The organism is Pseudomonas sp. PICF141 (genome assembly GCF_002286815.1).
Classification (GTDB): Bacteria; Pseudomonadota; Gammaproteobacteria; order Pseudomonadales; family Pseudomonadaceae; genus Aquipseudomonas.
Map to the genome: position 1 here is coordinate 200,417 of NZ_MUNM01000037.1, position 17,499 is coordinate 217,915.

General features: G+C 60.7%; 14 protein-coding genes. 9 read left to right on the top strand and 5 right to left on the bottom strand.

The features are described from left to right. Positions 1-185: 185 nt before the first annotated feature. Positions 186-1,421: a 3-(3-hydroxy-phenyl)propionate transporter MhpT gene (gene mhpT / locus BZL43_RS08880; RefSeq protein WP_095631956.1), complete on the bottom strand. Its 1,236-nt coding sequence runs from the start codon at positions 1,419-1,421 to the stop codon at positions 186-188. Positions 1,422-1,750: 329 nt separating this feature from the next. On the opposite strand from mhpT, the gene BZL43_RS08885 reads away from it, so the two are divergent. Beyond that, positions 1,751-3,061, top strand: a complete 1,311-nt coding sequence (locus tag BZL43_RS08885; protein WP_095631957.1) for an OprD family porin — start codon at positions 1,751-1,753, stop codon at positions 3,059-3,061. Between the two features lie 57 nt (positions 3,062-3,118). Here BZL43_RS08885 and BZL43_RS08890 read toward each other — a convergent pair whose 3' ends face one another. Continuing rightward, positions 3,119-3,607: a MarR family winged helix-turn-helix transcriptional regulator gene (locus tag BZL43_RS08890; RefSeq protein ID WP_095631958.1), complete on the bottom strand. Its 489-nt coding sequence runs from the start codon at positions 3,605-3,607 to the stop codon at positions 3,119-3,121. Positions 3,608-3,819: 212 nt separating this feature from the next. Here BZL43_RS08890 and BZL43_RS08895 point away from each other — a divergent pair, with 212 nt between their 5' ends. The 5 genes from BZL43_RS08895 (at position 3,820) to BZL43_RS08915 (ending at position 10,279) form a co-directional block, all read left to right on the top strand. After that, positions 3,820-4,650, top strand: a complete 831-nt coding sequence (locus BZL43_RS08895; protein WP_007895816.1) for a p-hydroxycinnamoyl CoA hydratase/lyase — start codon at positions 3,820-3,822, stop codon at positions 4,648-4,650. A gap of 128 nt (positions 4,651-4,778) precedes the next feature. Then, positions 4,779-6,227 (top strand): aldehyde dehydrogenase, encoded by a 1,449-nt coding sequence (locus BZL43_RS08900; RefSeq protein WP_095631959.1) that lies wholly within the window; start codon positions 4,779-4,781, stop codon positions 6,225-6,227. Positions 6,228-6,359: 132 nt separating this feature from the next. Next, positions 6,360-8,243 (top strand): feruloyl-CoA synthase, encoded by a 1,884-nt coding sequence (locus BZL43_RS08905; protein ID WP_095631960.1) that lies wholly within the window; start codon positions 6,360-6,362, stop codon positions 8,241-8,243. Beyond that, positions 8,240-9,481 (top strand): thiolase family protein, encoded by a 1,242-nt coding sequence (locus BZL43_RS08910; RefSeq protein WP_095631961.1) that lies wholly within the window; start codon positions 8,240-8,242, stop codon positions 9,479-9,481. The genes BZL43_RS08905 and BZL43_RS08910 overlap by 4 nt, the downstream gene beginning before the upstream one ends. 84 nt (positions 9,482-9,565) lie before the next feature. Beyond that, positions 9,566-10,279, top strand: a complete 714-nt coding sequence (locus BZL43_RS08915; RefSeq protein WP_008073742.1) for a GntR family transcriptional regulator — start codon at positions 9,566-9,568, stop codon at positions 10,277-10,279. Between the two features lie 10 nt (positions 10,280-10,289). Here the strand turns inward: BZL43_RS08915 and BZL43_RS08920 are convergent, their stop codons facing one another. Together BZL43_RS08920 and BZL43_RS08925 are read right to left on the bottom strand one after the other, a co-directional pair. Further along, positions 10,290-11,240: a PDR/VanB family oxidoreductase gene (locus BZL43_RS08920; RefSeq protein ID WP_095631962.1), complete on the bottom strand. Its 951-nt coding sequence runs from the start codon at positions 11,238-11,240 to the stop codon at positions 10,290-10,292. Further along, a complete protein-coding gene (locus BZL43_RS08925) occupies positions 11,237-12,283 on the bottom strand; it encodes an aromatic ring-hydroxylating dioxygenase subunit alpha (RefSeq protein ID WP_095631963.1) in 1,047 nt (348 codons plus the stop codon). The genes BZL43_RS08920 and BZL43_RS08925 overlap by 4 nt, the downstream gene beginning before the upstream one ends. A 246-nt stretch (positions 12,284-12,529) precedes the next feature. Here BZL43_RS08925 and pcaQ point away from each other — a divergent pair, with 246 nt between their 5' ends. From pcaQ to pcaG, 3 genes are all read left to right on the top strand, one after another. Beyond that, a complete protein-coding gene (gene pcaQ / locus BZL43_RS08930) occupies positions 12,530-13,459 on the top strand; it encodes a pca operon transcription factor PcaQ (RefSeq protein ID WP_095632021.1) in 930 nt (309 codons plus the stop codon). A gap of 103 nt (positions 13,460-13,562) precedes the next feature. Further along, positions 13,563-14,282, top strand: coding sequence for a protocatechuate 3,4-dioxygenase subunit beta (gene pcaH, locus BZL43_RS08935; protein ID WP_008073748.1), 720 nt, complete (start codon positions 13,563-13,565; stop codon positions 14,280-14,282). Between the two features lie 11 nt (positions 14,283-14,293). Further along, a complete protein-coding gene (gene pcaG / locus BZL43_RS08940; protein WP_095631964.1) occupies positions 14,294-14,899 on the top strand; it encodes a protocatechuate 3,4-dioxygenase subunit alpha in 606 nt (201 codons plus the stop codon). A 105-nt stretch (positions 14,900-15,004) separates the two neighbouring features. On the opposite strand, the gene BZL43_RS08945 is transcribed toward pcaG, so the two are convergent. Next, positions 15,005-17,428 carry a glucose/quinate/shikimate family membrane-bound PQQ-dependent dehydrogenase gene (locus BZL43_RS08945; protein WP_095631965.1) on the bottom strand — a complete coding sequence of 808 codons (2,424 nt, stop codon included), beginning with the start codon at positions 17,426-17,428 and terminating at the stop codon, positions 15,005-15,007. Between the last annotated feature and the right edge of the window lie 71 nt (positions 17,429-17,499).

Genomic DNA, 17,499 nt, shown 5'->3' on the forward strand with positions numbered 1-17,499 from the left:
TCCTCGGGGATCAACTCTTCCAGCGAAACCGGAAACAGACTGCTCTGGTTCCGAGACTCGCCTTGGATGTAAGCCATTACGAAAAATGCTCCGTATCTTTCGACACGGAGCATTTTCTTTGAGCGCCCCTCGCAGATTGCTAGGTTTTCACACAGTCTGCGAGGCCTCTTTTTTCATTAATGCGGTCAGGGTTTGTGCGCAAGCGGGTTCGCCGTCCTGAGCTCGGGCTCGGTCAGCGGTGTCGAACGGACAATCACACTGATGATAGTTAACGCCGCAATCACCAACCCCGGCGAGGTCGCCAGCAACACCCCTGTGGTACCGGCCCCGGCCGCCAGAATCTGCCCTGCGGCCAAGGGCCCGGCCACCGACCCCAGGCGCCCGATGGCCACCGCTGCGCCGACGCCGGTGGCACGCACCGAGGTCGGGTACGACGGCGGTGCCAGGGCGTAAAGCACCAGTTGCGCAGCCATCACAAACAACCCCGCGGCAAACCCGGCGATGGCCATTGGAACGATGCCCACCGACAGGCCGACCCCGGCCAGCGCCGCCAGTAACCCGGCGTATACAAACATCACCACCTTGATGCCGTTACAGCGGTCCAGCAGCAGCCCGCCGAGCAGGGAACCGAGGGCGCCGCCGATATTGAACAGCATCTGCACCAGGCTTGCCTCGGGTTTGCTGAAACCCTGTTCCAGCAGCAGCGATGGCAGCCAGTTGAGCAACATGTACATCACGGTCAGGGTGAAGAAATAGCTTAGCCACAACGCCAGGGTGACACGGCCCCGGCCTTCGCCGAACAGCGCCTGGCCGGTTGAGGTGCGCGCCACGTTGGCGGTGCCTTGTTGCTGGCGAAAGGCACAGGACTCGGGCAGTAGCAAGATCATCAATGGCACCACCAGCAAGGGCGCGAGACCGCCGATGATGAAGGTCGTTTGCCAATGCTCGGTGAAGAGCATGGCGACCACCGCCGCCAGTGCGCCACCCAACGGCACGCCGGCATACATGATGCTGATGGCGGTACCACGGCGTTGTTCACCCACGGCTTCGGCGCACAGGGCGATCAGGTTGGGCAGGGCGGCGCCCAGGCCCAGTCCCGTCATGAAGCGCGCCAGCAGTAGGGCGGAGAAAGTGCTGACATAGGCAGTGCTGAGGGAGAACACGCCGAACAGCAGCACGGCGCCGATGAGGATTTTTTTGCGGCCGATGCGATCGGCGATCCAGCCGCCGAAGAAGGCGCCCGGCAGCAAACCGATGATGCCAGCACTGAATACCCAGCCCATCAGTTTCGGGTCCAAGGCAAAGGTCTGGCGCAGGCCAGCAGCGGCAGTGCCGGCTGCTTGCAGGTCGAAGCCTTCGATCAGTGCAACGATAAAACACAGGGCGATGGTCAGCGTCGTGCGACGTGATGGGATGTCCATGGCGAACCTCATTATTGTTTTTGTTGGGGCTGACGGGTGAATGCGAGCCTGATTGCAGCGATAACAGGCTGAAATTAAGATTAACAAAGATAACTAAAAAATGAACAGTCAAGTTTTTCGGCTTAAAAATGTAATTAATTTCATGTAAATCAATGTGATGTCATACAGATGATGATGAGTTTAAAAAATAGATAATAATATTAATGTTCGGTTATCGGTCATTGTGGGTTGACGCCACCCTCAAGCGTTTCCATTCTCTGACCGGAGATCCTTGGGGCAACCCCCGACGATCCCGTTCAAAAAACAACAACAATAAGTGGACATCGAACATGCCAAATCTCCCTCGGGGCGCCCTTGCGGCGACCTCAGTCTTACCTGTTTGCGCACGTCGTCTGGCCTTGTTGGGTTTGAGTGTGATTGCCACTCCGGCGCTGGCCGAAGGCTTTATCGATGACAGTCACGGCACCTTGACCCTGCGCAATTACTACCTGGATCGGGACTACAAGGACGACGGTGCGAAAACCGCAGCCCGGGAGTGGGCCCAGGGTTTCATCATGAATGTGGAATCGGGATTTACCCCGGGGACCGTCGGCTTCGGCCTCGACACCCGCGGCTTGATGGGGGTCAAGCTGGACTCGTCGCCGGACCGCAGCGGCACCGAGTTGCTGCCGGTGTCCAGCAGCGACAAGCGCGCGGCGGACGAATATTCGCGCCTGGCCATGACCGCCAAGATGCGTTTTGCCCAGACCACGGTGAAGACCGGTGATGTGTCGATCTTCCTGCCGTTCGCTTTCGCCAGCCCGTCGCGACTGTTGCCGCAGACTTTTCGCGGTACCACCCTCAGTTCCAAGGACATCGACGGACTGACCCTCAACACCGGCTACATCGATCGCATCAACAAGCGTGATTCCACGGACTATCAGCCGATGAGCATCGCCTCGCCGAACCGGCGTTTCAACGGCGCGGCCACTTCATCGCACATGGCCTATGTTGGCGGCGATTATCAGGTAAACAAGGACCTCAGTCTGCGTGCCTATCACGCCGAAGTGGCGGACCTGTACCAGCAGAACACCCTGGCCTTGCTGCACAATATGCAGGTGGGCGAGGGCACGCTGACCACCGATCTGCGCAGTTTTTTCAGCGACGAAGATGGCAGCGCCAAGGCCGGCAAGGTGGACAACCGCAACTTGTCGGCGCTGTTCGGCTATCGCTTCGGCGGTCATCGCCTGAGCCTGGGCTATATGCACGCCAGTGGCGACACAGCAACGCCTTATGTGTCGGGTACCGAGTTGATGGGCATGAGTGAGCTGACCATGAGTTCGGACTTCCTCAATGCCAAGGAGCGGACCTGGCAAGCGATGTACGACTATGACTTCACTGCCGTCGGGGTGCCCGGACTGAAGAGCCGGCTACGTTATGTGCGCGGTGACCACATCGAGCTGACGGCGCTGAATGCCGACGATCGCAAGGAGCGAGAATTCCAGATGGAACTGGGGTATGTCATCCAGAGTGGCCCGCTGAAGAACGTCGGGCTGATGGCGCGTAAGTCGATCTATCGCAATGACTTCCCCGCTGGCGCAGCGTTTCGCGATGAAAACCAGACCCGCTTTCTGGTGCTCTACACCGTGCCGATCTGGTAAGTCGTTTTACCTGCCAAGTAGCCGGCCGTTCCCCAGGAACGCGCCGGCGTTGGCGTTTCAGGCCTGGTAGACCTTTTTCAACAACCTGAGCAGTTCTTCGCGCTCCTGGCTGTCGAGGTTGGACGTTGCATCCAGGTCGCTCTCGGCCGCGATCAGTTTCAGCTCCTTGAGCAGGGCTTCACCGGTCTTGCTGAGAAAAATCCCGTAGGAGCGCTTGTCCGGTTTGCAGCGCACCCGCACCGCCAGTGCCCGGCTTTCCAGTTTGTTCAGCAGCGGCACCACTTGCGGTGGCTCGATGGTCAAGGCCTTGGCCAGGTCGGCCTGCATCAGCCCGGGATTCTGGTCGATGATCGCCAGGGCCGAGAACTGCGCCGGTCGCAAGTCATGGACCGAGAGCCGGCCAATGAGGTTCTGGAACAGTTTCAGCTGCGCCCGGCGCATGGCGTATCCGATCAGATCGTCCAGGGCGGAATCCAGCGGCGCCTGGGTTTCGGCGCTGTCGGCAGGGGCCTCGGGGGCGGCGGCAATCTTGGAAGACTTGGCCATTGCAGGGTGAATCCTCAGGCTGGCGGTTAAGAAGACTATCTAGTTTGCCGAGATTGGTCGGGGATAGCCACGACCTCTTTCAGATATCTGGGCGTTGCGCTTGTTTTCGGGACAAAAAATATTCGGTTAATTTCATTAATAGTTAATTGACATAACTAATATTGGGGTTTAGTTTTTACCCATCGTCAAGCCAAGAACAAGAGAGCATCGCCATGAGCAATTACGAAGGTCGCTGGACAACGGTCAAAGTGGAAATCGAGGAAGGCATTGCCTGGGTCATCCTCAACCGCCCGGAAAAACGCAACGCCATGAGCCCGACCCTGAACCGCGAGATGATCGACGTTCTGGAAACCCTGGAGCAGGATCCAGACGCCGGTGTACTGGTGCTGACGGGGGCGGGTGAAGCCTGGACCGCGGGCATGGACCTCAAGGAGTACTTCCGCGAAGTGGACGCCGGTCCGGAAATTCTTCAGGAAAAAATCCGCCGCGAAGCCTCTCAATGGCAATGGAAACTGCTGCGCATGTACGCCAAGCCGACCATCGCCATGGTCAACGGCTGGTGCTTCGGTGGCGGTTTCAGCCCGCTGGTGGCCTGCGATTTGGCGATCTGCGCCGATGAAGCGACTTTCGGCCTCTCGGAAATCAACTGGGGCATCCCACCAGGCAACCTGGTGAGCAAAGCCATGGCCGACACCGTGGGTCATCGTCAGTCGCTGTACTACATCATGACCGGCAAGACCTTCGGCGGGCAGAAAGCCGCGGAGATGGGCCTGGTCAACGAAAGCGTACCCTTGGCGCAACTGCGTGAAGTGACGATCGAGCTGGCGCGTAACCTGCTGGAAAAAAACCCGGTGGTGCTGCGGGCGGCCAAGCACGGCTTCAAGCGTTGCCGCGAACTCACTTGGGAGCAGAACGAAGACTACCTGTACGCCAAGCTCGATCAGTCGCGCCTGCTGGATACCGAAGGTGGCCGCGAGCAGGGCATGAAGCAGTTCCTCGACGACAAGAGCATCAAGCCCGGTTTGCAGGCTTACAAACGCTGAACCCCGCGTTGAGATCAAGGCGAGCTGGCCGGGCGATCGAGCGTCCGCCAGCTGTTCGCCCCGGCGCCCAAGGCGCTACTGTGAACCCTCGACTGTATTCCCGATAAAGACAATAAAGAGGAATCACCATGCTGGACGTGCCCCTGCTGATTGGCGGCCAGTCGTGCCCCGCCCAAGACGGTCGAACCTTCGAACGGCGTAATCCGGTGACCGGCGAAATCGTGTCGCGGGTTGCCGCTGCCACCCTGGAAGATGCCGACGCCGCGGTGGCTGCGGCCAAAGCGGCATTCCCCACCTGGGCGGCCCTGGCCCCCAATGAACGACGCACCCGGTTGCTGCGTGCGGCCGAGCAGTTGCAGGCCCGCAGTGCGGAATTCATCGCCGCCGCCGGCGAGACCGGTGCCATGGCCAACTGGTACGGTTTCAATGTGCAGCTGGCGTCGAACATGCTGCGTGAAGCGGCATCCATGACCACCCAGATCACCGGCGAAGTCATTCCCTCCGATGTACCCGGCAGCTTCGCCATGGCCCTGCGTCAACCGTGCGGCGTGGTGCTGGGCATCGCGCCCTGGAACGCCCCAGTCATCCTCGCTACCCGCGCTATCGCCATGCCGTTGGCCTGCGGCAACACCGTGGTGCTCAAGGCGTCGGAATTGAGCCCGGCGGTGCACCGGCTGATCGGCCAGGTGTTGCAGGACGCCGGCCTCGGTGACGGCGTAGTGAACGTCATCAGCAACGCGCCCCAGGATGCCGCGGCGATTGTCGAGCGGTTGATCGCCAACCCGGCGGTGCGACGGGTCAACTTCACCGGCTCGACCCATGTCGGGCGCATCGTTGGTGAATTGTCGGCGCGTCATCTCAAACCGGCGTTGCTGGAACTGGGCGGCAAGGCGCCGTTCCTGGTGCTGGAGGATGCCGACCTGGATGCAGCTGTGGAGGCCGCAGCCTTCGGTGCCTTCTTCAATCAGGGGCAGATTTGCATGTCCACCGAGCGCCTGATCGTCGATGCCAAGGTGGCCGATGCCTTTGTCGCCAAACTGGCGGCGAAGATCGCCACCTTGCCCGCCGGTAACCCCAACGCCGAAGGTTCGGTGCTGGGTTCCCTGGTGGACAGCAACGCTGGCGAACGGATCAAACTGCTGATCGACGATGCCCTCGACAAGGGGGCAACCCTGGTCACCGGAGGCCAGCTTGAGGGCAGCATTCTGCAGCCGACCTTGCTCGATGGCGTCACCGATGCCATGCGCCTGTATCGCGAAGAGTCCTTCGGCCCGGTGGCGGTGGTGCTGCGCGGTGAGGGCGACGAAGATCTGCTGCGCCTGGCCAACGATTCCGAATTCGGCCTGTCGGCGGCGATATTCAGTCGCGACACCGGCCGCGCGTTGGCCCTGTCCCAGCGGGTCGAGTCGGGTATCTGCCATATCAACGGCCCGACCGTGCACGATGAGGCGCAGATGCCTTTCGGCGGGGTCAAGTCCAGCGGTTATGGCAGTTTTGGCGGCAAGGCGTCCATCGAGCACTTCACCCAATTGCGCTGGGTGACCTTGCAGAATGGCCCGCGGCATTACCCGATCTGAGCATCCGCCGCACCGTCGGGCGACGAATGCTTGAGGGCAATCGCTGCCCGCGTGCAGGCAGACATAACAATAAAGAGGCTGCAGCCACGCATTTGTGCGAGCCGGTGGTATGCCTTGATGGAGAGCAAGCACGTGAGTTCCGAATTCAGATCGCCACCCCAGACCGAAGCCAACACGCCGCGCTATCGCCAGGTGTCCATCGGCAATCCTGCGATCGAGGTCAGCGAAGAGCAAGGCATCCTGCATATGCGCTCCCTGGAACCCTTGGCCAAGTTGCCCGTACGTTTGCTCGACCGCCTGGTGCATTGGGCCCGGGTGCGCCCGCAACAGACCTTTATCGCGGCTCGTCAGGAAGGCGGTGATTGGCGCCGGGTGAGTTACGCCGAGATGCTGACCAGCGTCCGCGCCATTGCCCAAAGCCTGCTTTGTTATGGCTTGTCGGCCGAGCGACCGCTGGCGATCCTCTCGGGCAACGACATCGAGCATTTGCAGATTGCACTAGGCGCGATGTACGCCGGCATTCCCTATAGCCCGATTTCCCCGGCCTATTCGTTGTTGTCCCAGGATTTCGCCAAGCTGCGGCATGTCTGTGACCTGCTGCAACCGGGCCTGGTGTTCGTCAGCGACGCCGCGACCTATCAGCGGGCAATCGATGCGGTGCTGCCGGCCGAAACGCCGCTGATCACCGTGCGCGGTCAAATTCCTGGTCGCAATCAGGCGAGCTTTGCCAGCCTGCTGGAACAACCCGGCAGTGCCGAGGCCGATTGTGCTTTCACGGCTACCGGGCCGGACAGCATCGCCAAATTTCTGTTTACCTCAGGTTCGACCAAATTGCCCAAGGCGGTGGTCACCACCCAGCGCATGCTCTGCGCCAACCAGCAGATGTTGTTGCAAACCTTCCCGGTGTTCGGCGAAGAACCTCCGGTGCTGGTGGACTGGCTGCCGTGGAATCACACCTTCGGCGGCAGCCACAACGTCGGCATCGTGCTGTACAACGGTGGCACTTTTTACCTGGACGACGGCAAGCCGACCGTACAGGGTTTTGCTGAAACATTGCGCAACCTCAAGGAAATATCGCCCACCGCCTACCTGACCGTGCCCAAGGGCTGGGAAGAACTGGTCAACGCCCTGGAGCAGGATGGCGAGTTGCGCGAGCGTTTCTTCTCGCGCATGAAGCTGTTCTTTTTCGCTGCCGCCGGTTTGTCGCAACGGGTCTGGGATCGCCTGGACCGGGTCGCCGAACAGCATTGTGGCGAACGCATTCGCATGATGGCCGGACTCGGCATGACCGAGGCGGCCCCGTCCTGCACGTTCACCACCGGGCCACTGTCCATGGCCGGCTACATTGGCCTGCCGGCTCCCGGTTGCGAAGTGCGGCTGGTACCGGTGGACGGCAAGCTGGAAGGACGTTTTCGCGGGCCGCATATCATGCCGGGCTACTGGCGTGCGCCGCAGCAGACCGCCGAGGTGTTCGACGAACATGGCTTCTACTGTTCCGGCGATGCGCTGAAACTGGCTGACGCCCGTGATCCGCAACTGGGACTGATGTTCGACGGGCGCATTGCCGAGGACTTCAAACTCAGTTCCGGCGTGTTTGTCAGCGTCGGCCCGCTGCGCAATCGCGCGGTGCTCGAAGGTTCTCCTTATGTTCAGGACCTGGTGGTGGCCGCGCCGGACCGCGAGTGCCTGGGGGCGCTGGTCTTTCCCCGGTTGTTTGAATGCCGACGTCTGGCCGGTTTGAGTGTCCACGCCAGCGATGCCGAGGTTCTGGCCAGCGCGCCGGTGCGTCAGTGGTTCAGCGATTGGCTGCAACGGCTCAACCGTGACGCCACCGGGAATGCCAGCCGTCTGGAATGGATCGCGCTGCTCGACGAACCCGCCTCCATCGACCGCGGTGAAATCACCGACAAGGGCTCGATCAACCAGCGCGCGGTGTTGCAGTGGCGCGCCGACAAGGTCGAGGCGCTGTATCGCGGCGAAGAACCTTCCATCTTGCGTGCCGGACCTTTGCCGTGAGCGGTGCGGGGCAGTATTCGAGCTTTGGTGATGTCGCCATTTACGAAGCCCTGCGCACGCCTTGGGTCGACCTCGGCGGGGCCTTGGCTCAAGTCTCGCCGATCGATCTGGGGATCAAGGTCGGGCGCGAGGTATTGGCCCGCGCCGCTGTCGATCCGTCCTCGGTGGACAGCGTGCTCGCCGGCTCCGTGGCTCAGGCCAGTTTCGATGCTTACCTGCTGCCTCGACATATCGGCCTTTACAGTGGCGTGCCGCAAGAGACTCCGGCGCTGGGGGTGCAGCGCATCTGCGCCACCGGTTTCGAACTCTTGCGGCAGGCCGCCAGGCAGCTGGATGACGGCGTGCAGCTGGCCCTGTGTGTGGCGGCCGAATCGATGTCGCGCAACCCGATTGCCGCCTACACCCACCGCTGTGGTTTCCGGCTCGGTGCCGAGGTGGCGTTCAAGGACTTTCTCTGGGAAGCCCTTTACGATCCGGCCCCAGGCGTAGACATGATCACCACCGCCGACAACCTGGCCCGGCGGCATGGCCTGAGCCGTGAAGAGGTGGATCGCTACGCGCTCGGCAGTCATCAACTGGCGTTGCAGGCGCAAACCGATGGTTGGTTCGAACCGGAATTGGTGGCGGTCGACAATGAGTGTTTTGATCTGGCCGGCTATCAGCCACGAAGAATTCAGTTGCCACGGGGCGTGGACCGCGTGACGTGCGACAGCCATCCACGGCCTACAGATCTGGACGCCTTGCGCCGATTGCGGGCGGTGCATGCCGGAGGTGTGCAAACGGCCGGCAACAGTTGCGCGGTGGTCGATGGCGCGGCGGCCGCGCTGGTGGGGCGAGCTTCTGCGGCGCGGCGTCCGGTGTTGGCTCATTTGCTGGCCAGTTCCGAGGTGGGCGTGGCACCGGAGTTCATGGGCATAGGGCCGGTGCCAGCCATCCAGTTGCTGCTGCAACGCCGCGGGCTGGCTCTTGGCGACATCGGCTTGCTGGAAATCAACGAAGCCCAGGCGGCGCAGGTGCTGGCCGTAGCGCAGGTGCTGGAACTGGACGGCGACCGGCTCAACCGGCGGGGCGGCTCAATCGCCCTGGGGCATCCCTTGGCCGCCAGTGGATTGCGTCTGGTGCTGACCTTGGCCAGGCAACTGCGCGAGGGCAATCTGCGTTATGGCATTGCCGCCGCCTGTGTCGGCGGCGGGCAGGGCATGGCGCTGCTGATCGAGAACCCGGCCTATCAAGGCTGAGGCAGGAACACCGCGGCTTCTGCCCAAGCCTGGCGTCACTATCTTGCGTTACTATGCAGGCCCACCTTTCTGGAAGTTGCCTGGATGAGTAAGCCCGGTCAAACGGTGCTGGTCGCATTGCGCAAGATGATCGCCTCGGGCGAGCTGGCGGCGGGCGAGCGGTTGATGGAAATCCCCACGGCGCAGCTGTTTGGCGTCTCGCGGATGCCGGTGCGCATGGCGTTCCGCACGCTGGAGCAGGAAGGCTTGCTGGTGCGCTTTGGCGGGCGTGGGTTTCAGGTGCGTTCGGTCAGCCCCGATGACATTGCCGGTGCGGTCGAAGTGCGGGGCGTACTCGAAGGCCTGGCGGCGCGCCAGACCGCCGAGCGCGGGCTCTCGGACGAAGCCCGGGCGACCCTCGAACAATGCCTGGTGCAGGGTGATCAGCTGTTCGACAAAGGGTACGTGACCATAGAAGATTTGGAGGTCTATCACGACCTCAACATGCGTTTTCACGAGGTGATCGTCGAAGGCAGCCACAACCCGGCGATCGCCGACGCCTTGGCACGCAACGATCATTTACCCTTCGCTTCGGTGACCGCCCTGGCTGTGGACCGCAACGACATGGTCCGGGAATACCGACGCTTCAACTATGCCCACATGCAACACCATTCGGTGTTCGATGCCTTGGTCAATCGCCAGGGCGCGCGTGCCGAATCGATCATGCGCGAACACGCCAATGCCACGTTGCGCTATGCCGAGGTCTTCGGCTCAGCGAAGGCTGACGAGCGGATGAAGGTCATTCTCCGCTCGGAATAAGCGCGGTTCATCAGATATCCAGCACCAGCAGCGGCGTTTTCGAGCGCGAGCAGCAAGGGGTGAACTGGTCGTTGCAAGCCTGTTCATCCTCGGTGAGGAACAGGTCGCGATGTTCCGGCACGCCCTCCAGAACCCGAGTCAGGCAAGTGCCACAAATGCCCTGTTCGCAGGAAATGGCGATCTCGATGCCCTGGTCTTGTAGCACTTGCACCACGCTCTTGTCGGCCGGCACCTCGAAGACCTGACCGCTGCTGGCGACTTTGATCGAGAAACTGCCATCGGCGCCAGTGTCGACGGGCACAGCGGCGAAGTACTCGCGGTGCAGGCATTGCTCGTGCCAGCCCTGCTTCTTGGCCGTGTCCAACACGTGCTGCATGAAGCCGCCGGGGCCACACACATATAAATGAACGTCGCTCTGAGGCGTGGCCAGAACCTTGGCCGCGTCCAGCGCGGTGTCGGGTTCCTGATCGAAATGCAGGAATACCCTGTGGGCAAAAGGCGAGTGCTGCAGGCGTTCGACAAAGGCTGCACGGTCCCGTGATCGGGCACAGTAATGCAGCTCGAAATCCGCGCCGCTGTGGGCCAGTCGCTCGGCCATGCACAGGATCGGCGTGATTCCGATACCGCCCGCAAACAGCAGACTGCGCCTGGCCTCATGGACCAGCGGGAACAGGTTGCGCGGTTCACTGATCGGCAGGCGCGTGCCGGGGTGGATCTGCTCGTGCATGGCCAGTGAACCACCGCGAGAGGCCGGATCCTTGAGCACGCCAATCAGGTAGCGATGGCGTTCTTCGGGGTGGTTGCACAGGGAATATTGCCGGATCAAGCCGCCGGGCAGGTGCACATCGATATGCGCACCGGCGCTGAAGGTCGGTAGCGGTCGATCATCGACACTGGCCAGCTCGTAGCTGCAGATGTCTTGGGCTTCGTTGTTGCGCGATACCACCAGCACTTCGATCATGCCATTGACTCCTGCGTGGCCCGTTCCTTGGCAATCAGGCGCTCCAGAACACGGCGTGACTGCACGCCGCCGGCGTCAATATTGAGCTTGAGCAAGTTGCGCTGGGGATGGCTGAGCAGGTTCTGTTGCTGGCGTTCGAGCATCTCCAGGTCCTCGCTGAAAATCTTGCCCTGACCCTCGCGAATGCTCGCGGTCAAGGCTTCATCCTGCGGGTTGAAATTGCGCGCCATGCCCCAGAAGTACCAGATCGAGGTTTCGGTTTGCGGCGTGATGAAGTCGACGACGATACTCGACGCCTTGAACTGTTGGGGGGCGTGATAACCACCTTTTCCGGCATGGGCCACACCGACTTCGATCAGCACATGACTGGGCGGGGTGAAGCGGCAGATCTGCCAGCGGTCCACTGGTACATCGTCGGCCAGATTGTTGCCGCGCAGGGCCATGCGCCAGAAGGGCGGGGCCATGATGTTTTCCATGTGGCGGGCAGTGACCACCTCGTCGCCGTCGACCGTGGTCACCGGCGGCGCTTCGTCGATTTCCTTTTGGCCGATGCTGGACGCATGAACGTAGGTTTCGTGAGTCAGGTCCATCAGGTTGTCGATCATCAGGCGATAGTCGCACTGGATGTGGAACAGGCCGCCGCCATAGGCCCACTCGTCGCTGACCGCCCATTCCAGATGATGGATCAGCGCCGGGTCGGCCAACGCCTGATCGCCGGGCCAGACCCAGATAAATCCGTAACGCTCGACCACAGCAAATGTCTTGTTGCACGGGAAGCCGCGAACCCGCTGCCCGGGCATTTCCACGGTCTTGCCGTCGCACCCCATCACCAGTCCGTGATAGCCGCACACCAGATTGCCGTTTTCCACGTAGCCCAAGGACAGCGGCGCGCCGCGATGCGGGCAGAAGTCCTCGACAGCCGCCACCTTGCCTTCGTGGCTGCGGTAAAAAACCATCTTTTCACCGCAGATCTGACGGCCCAATGGCTTGCCAGCGATTTCATCGGGCGTGCAGGCGACGTACCAAGTGTTCTTGGGGTACATGGAGATTCTCCAAGGTTGTTTGTTGTTATTTAGTGGATCCATTAGCGGTGATTTTCGGCGGTATTGTCAAATTAAATCTGCTTTTAAAGATTTAATGGATCCATTGACGGTTTGTTAGCGCTCCCGGATCAGTTGCGGCGGGAATCTCTGAAATCCCGCACCATCCGGTCGCCAGGAAATTGAGTGCACGCTAAGATCGCCTGCAAACGCTTCGACGCCATCGAGGCACTTTCACGGGGCTCTGTAGTGAACATCGACACCCGCATCAAATTCCGTCACCTCGTGTGCTTTCTTGAAATGGCTCGTCAGGGCAGCCTGGCGCGGGCGGCGGATACCTTGGCAGTGAGTCAGCCAGCGATGTCGAAGACGCTCAAGGAGCTGGAGGAGCTGCTGGCGGCAAGCCTGTTTATACGCAGTAAAAGTGGTGTCAACCTGACCGAAGCCGGGGTTGCCTTTTTGCGTTATGCCGGGCCTTCGGTGCAGGCGCTGCGTGATGGGGTGAATACCTTGCGCGGTGGCGAATACGCGGCGGGCAAGGTTCGACTCGGCGTGTTGTCGACAGTGGAAAGCTTGCTGGTGCCTGAGGTTGTACGGCGCTTGCACGAGCGCCATTCGGCACTGGTGGTAAGTGTGGTGACCGGGCCAAGCGCCTATTTGTTGTCGCAGTTGCGGGTGGGCGACGTGGACCTGGTGGTCGGTCGTATGACCGAAAGCCCGGAGATTCAGGGATTGACCTTCGAGCATCTTTACAGTGAATCCATGACGCTGGTGGTGCGCCCTGATCATCCCTTGCTGGCCGAGCCACTGGAGCGTAGCGCCCTGGAAGATTTCCCGCTGGTGCTGCCACTGGCAGGGACGACGATTCGCAAATATGCCGACAGCCTGTTCGTGCAATGCGGCATCAGCCAGTCGCGGCAGCGTCTGGAAACCTTGTCTGTGGCCCTGAGCCGTCGTTATGTGTTGTCCAGCGAGGCGATCTGGATCGCGCCACTGGATGCAGTGCGCCTGGATCTGGCAAGCGGCGAACTGTTTGAGATCAATCTGGGGCAGCGCGAGCCGGGTGGTTCGGTGGGGATTTCCAGTAACGCCAGCTTGCCCTTGTCACTGGCGGCCCAGTGGTGTGTCGAGGTGCTGCGCGAGGTAGGGCAGGCGTATCGCGAAGGGTTTTATCCATAACCGTTTGGTTATGTATTGAAGGGGACTTTTCAATATTCCCCAGCCTTCTGTTGTTTGAAACTGCGCAGGCAGTGCTCCATAAATCAAACAACAGGAGATCGACATGTCTGATGCAGACAGCAGTCGTTTCGTTATTCGTGACCGTAATTGGCACCCCAAAGCCCTGACCCCTGATTACAAAACCTCTGTCGCCCGTTCTCCACGCCAAGCCTTGGTGAGCATTCCCCAGTCGGCCAGCGAAACCAGTGGCCCTGATTTCTCTCACCTGAAGATGGGGCGGTTCGATAACGACTTGCTGCTAAATTTCAACAACGGCGGTTTGCCGGTGGGCGAGCGCATCATCGTTTCCGGCCGGGTCTGTGATCAATATGGCAAGCCAATCCCACATACCCTGGTGGAGATGTGGCAGGCCAACGCCGGTGGTCGCTACCGGCACAAGAATGATCGCTACCTGGCACCGCTGGACCCGAATTTCGGCGGTGTCGGCCGGGCTCTGACTGACCGCGATGGCTACTACAGCTTCCGCACCATCAAGCCGGGTCCTTACCCATGGCGTAACGGCCCGAATGAGTGGCGTCCGGCGCACATCCACTTCTCTATCAGTGGGCCATCGATCGCCACGCGCCTGATCACCCAGCTGTATTTCGAAGGCGATCCGCTGATCCCGATGTGCCCGATCGTCAAGTCGATCGCCAATCCAGAGGCGGTACAGAGCCTGATCGCCCGGCTCGACATGGGTAATGCCAATCCGATGGATTGTCTGGCCTATCGCTTCGACATCGTGCTGCGCGGCCAACGCAAGACCCACTTCGAAAACTGCTGAGGAGTCCGTCCATGCCTATCGAACTGCTACCCGAAACCCCTTCGCAAACAGCCGGCCCTTACGTACATATCGGTCTGGCCCTGGCGGCTGCCGGCAACCCGACACGGCCGGAGGAAATCTGGAATCAGATGGCCAAGCCGGGTGCCGAGGGCGAACAGATTTTGCTGATCGGTCATGTCTATGACGGCAACGGTCACCTGGTGCGAGACTCATTTCTGGAGTTTTGGCAGGCCAATCATGAAGGGGTTTACGACTCGGTCTTCGACTCGGAAAAAACCTTCAACAGCTTTGGCCGAACCGCCACCACCTTCGATGCAGGAGAGTGGACACTCAATACCATCAAGCCTGGCGTGGTGAAGAATGCCGCCGGGGTGCCGATGGCGCCGCACATCAATGTGTCGCTGTTTGCCCGCGGGATCAATATTCACCTGCAAACCCGGCTGTACTTTGCCGATGAGCCACAAGCCAACGCGAAGTGCCCGGTGCTTAATCTGATCGAGCAACCGCAGCGTCGAGAAACGCTGATAGCGCAACGTTGCGAGGTGGATGGCAAGGCGGCTTATCGTTTTGACATACGTATTCAGGGGGAGGGTGAAACGGTGTTCTTCGATTTTTAAATCCGCTTAGTGCCGAGTCAGTGAGTTCAACGAGCCAAGCATGCAGACAACAAAAAGCCGCTGCCACCCTCACAGGGCGGCAGCGGCTTTTCAGGTGTTACGGGGTTACTGGCTATCAGGCAGCGCGTAAGCGATCACATAATCGCCGCGATCGGGCGACTGACGCGCACCACCTGCGGTGATGACAACGTACTGCTTGCCTGTTTTCGGCGACACATACGTCATCGGGCCACCCTGGCTACCCACGGGTAGCCGGGCTTTCCAGGCCTCTTTTCCGTTGGCGGAGTTGAAGGCGCGCAGGTAGTAGTCCTGTGTACCGGCGATGAACACCAGGCCGCCCTGGGTGGAGAGCGTACCACCCAGCGTCGGCATGCCGATCGGCAACGGCAGATGCATCTTGATACCCAATGGGCCAGTATCCTGGACGGTGCCAACCGGCACTTGCCACGCGATTTTCTGGGTTTTCATGTCGATCGCGGTCAGTGTGCCAAAGGGCGGTGCCTGGCAAGGGATACCGGCGACCGACAGGAAGCGGTTCTTGTTCACTGCATACGGGGTGCCTTTGAGCGGTACCGCGCCCATGCCGGTGTTCAGTGCTTCACCACCGGAAGAAGCCTTGGCATCTTTCTTCGCCGCAACCATCTGGATCCACAGGCCCAGACGCATGTCGTTGACGAAGATAAAACCGTGTACCGGGTCAGTTGAGATACCGCCCCAGTTCATCCCTCCCAGCGAACCCGGGAAGCTCAGCGAGATATCGGTGCCTGGTGCGGTGTACAGCCCGTCGTAACGCATTTTCTTGAACGAGATACGGCAGAGCAGTTGATCGAACGGCGTCGCCCCCCACATGTCCGACTCGGTCAGCGTCTGTGCGCCGATCTCTGGCATGCCCACCGATTTCGGCTGAGTCAGCGAGTAAGGTTCGTTCGGGATGTTCGACGTTTTGACCGGAACCTCTTCCACCTTGGTCAGCGGTTTGCCGGTGGCGCGGTCAAGCACGAAGATCTGCCCGGCTTTGGTGCCGATCACGACGGCGGGCACCTTGCTGCCGTCAGCTTTGGTGAAGTCGATCAGGCTTGGCTGCATGGGCAGGTCGAAGTCCCACAGGTCGTTGTGGACGGTTTGGTAGATCCACTTTTCTTCGCCGGTTGTTGCGTTCAGTGCAAGAACGGAAGCGCCGTACTTGTGGTTCAGTGCCGTACGTTCCACACCGTAGATGTCGGTGGACGAACTACCCATCGGCAAGAACACGGTGTTCATCGCCGGGTCGTAAGACATCGGTGCCCAACTGTTGGGGGTGCTGCGCACGTACGTGCTGCCGGCAGCCGGAGCTTGCTTGTCTTCGGTGTTGCCCGGGTCGAATGCCCAGCGCATCTCGCCGGTGACGACGTCGAAACCACGGATCACGCCACCTGGCATGTCGGTCTGGACGTTGTCGGCGACACGGCCGCCTACGACTACGGTGGTCCCGGCCATCAGCGGTGCCGACGACAGCTGGTAATAGGAGTCAGGGACGTCGCCGAGACCGGCTTTCAGATCAACCTGGCCATTGTTACCGAAGCCCTGGCAGAACTCCCCTGTGTCGGCGTCCATTGCGATCAGGCGCGCATCGATGGTGTTGGTCAGCAGACGGCGCTGGCAGTTGGCGTCGGCCGGTATCGACACTGGCTTTACAGGTGTGCTGCCGTCAGCAGGCTGGGCGAGCGCGGCGGTAGCGTCGAAGTAGGCGATACCGCGGCAACGTTGCCAAACACGGGTCTTGGCGTTGATCTCATTTTTCCACAGCTGTTTACCGGTGTCGGCATCCAGTGCGATGAGGTTGTTGTGCGGGGTGCAGATGAACACCTTGTCGCCAACCTGCAGCGGAGTCATCTGATCTTCGGCGCCATTGCCGTCGCTGATCGCGATGTCCCCGGTATTGTAGGTCCATGCCGGCACCAGCTTCGAGACGTTGCTACGGTTGATCTGGTCCAGAGCGGCGAAGCGGCCGCCACCTTCGTCGTTACCGTAGTGTTCCCAGTTTTTCTGGGCCTTGGCAGGGTCGACCGTTGTCAGGCCTGGGCTGTCACCGGTCGGCGAGACAGGGGCATGGGGGACGAACATACCGGCTCCACCTGCCACCACGGCGATTGCCAGCACACCGCTCAGAGCGTAGCCACTGCGACCGCTGGCCAGGCTATTGGCCTTGCGCAGGTGGGGGTAGATCAGTGCCACAAACAGGCTCAGCACGCCCAAGGCGAACAAGCGAGAGATCAGTGGCCAGAAGTTCAGTCCGACATCGGCCAGCGCCCAAATCACGGTAAGCACCATCACCGCCGCGAACAGCCAGGCACCCTGCAGACGCTGCTTGAACAGCAGTATGGCAGACACGATCAAACCGAAACCGGCGAGCAGGAAGTACCAGCTACCGCCAAGCGTGGCGAGGTAGCCACCACCTGCTGCGAAGAATAATCCAAATACCAGCACGCCGAAGGCGACGACCCAGATGGGCCAGCGACTGATGGATGCCGAAGGTCGAAACTTAGTCATGTTGCATGATCCTACTGGCGCATGAACGTTTGTGGGGAGGGTTAAGAGTAGTGAAGGCAAGTTTGAAAATA

What these genes read in the sequence shown, in the direction of transcription:
- mhpT (WP_095631956.1), bottom strand. Translation starts at nt 1,421, where the DNA reads ATGGACATCCCATCACGTCGCACGACGCTGACCATCGCCCTGTGTTTT.
- BZL43_RS08885 (WP_095631957.1), top strand. Translation starts at nt 1,751, where the DNA reads ATGCCAAATCTCCCTCGGGGCGCCCTTGCGGCGACCTCAGTCTTACCT.
- BZL43_RS08890 (WP_095631958.1), bottom strand. Translation starts at nt 3,607, where the DNA reads ATGGCCAAGTCTTCCAAGATTGCCGCCGCCCCCGAGGCCCCTGCCGAC.
- BZL43_RS08895 (WP_007895816.1), top strand. Translation starts at nt 3,820, where the DNA reads ATGAGCAATTACGAAGGTCGCTGGACAACGGTCAAAGTGGAAATCGAG.
- BZL43_RS08900 (WP_095631959.1), top strand. Translation starts at nt 4,779, where the DNA reads ATGCTGGACGTGCCCCTGCTGATTGGCGGCCAGTCGTGCCCCGCCCAA.
- BZL43_RS08915 (WP_008073742.1), top strand. Translation starts at nt 9,566, where the DNA reads ATGAGTAAGCCCGGTCAAACGGTGCTGGTCGCATTGCGCAAGATGATC.
- BZL43_RS08920 (WP_095631962.1), bottom strand. Translation starts at nt 11,240, where the DNA reads ATGATCGAAGTGCTGGTGGTATCGCGCAACAACGAAGCCCAAGACATC.
- BZL43_RS08925 (WP_095631963.1), bottom strand. Translation starts at nt 12,283, where the DNA reads ATGTACCCCAAGAACACTTGGTACGTCGCCTGCACGCCCGATGAAATC.
- pcaH (WP_008073748.1), top strand. Translation starts at nt 13,563, where the DNA reads ATGTCTGATGCAGACAGCAGTCGTTTCGTTATTCGTGACCGTAATTGG.
- pcaG (WP_095631964.1), top strand. Translation starts at nt 14,294, where the DNA reads ATGCCTATCGAACTGCTACCCGAAACCCCTTCGCAAACAGCCGGCCCT.
- BZL43_RS08945 (WP_095631965.1), bottom strand. Translation starts at nt 17,428, where the DNA reads ATGACTAAGTTTCGACCTTCGGCATCCATCAGTCGCTGGCCCATCTGG.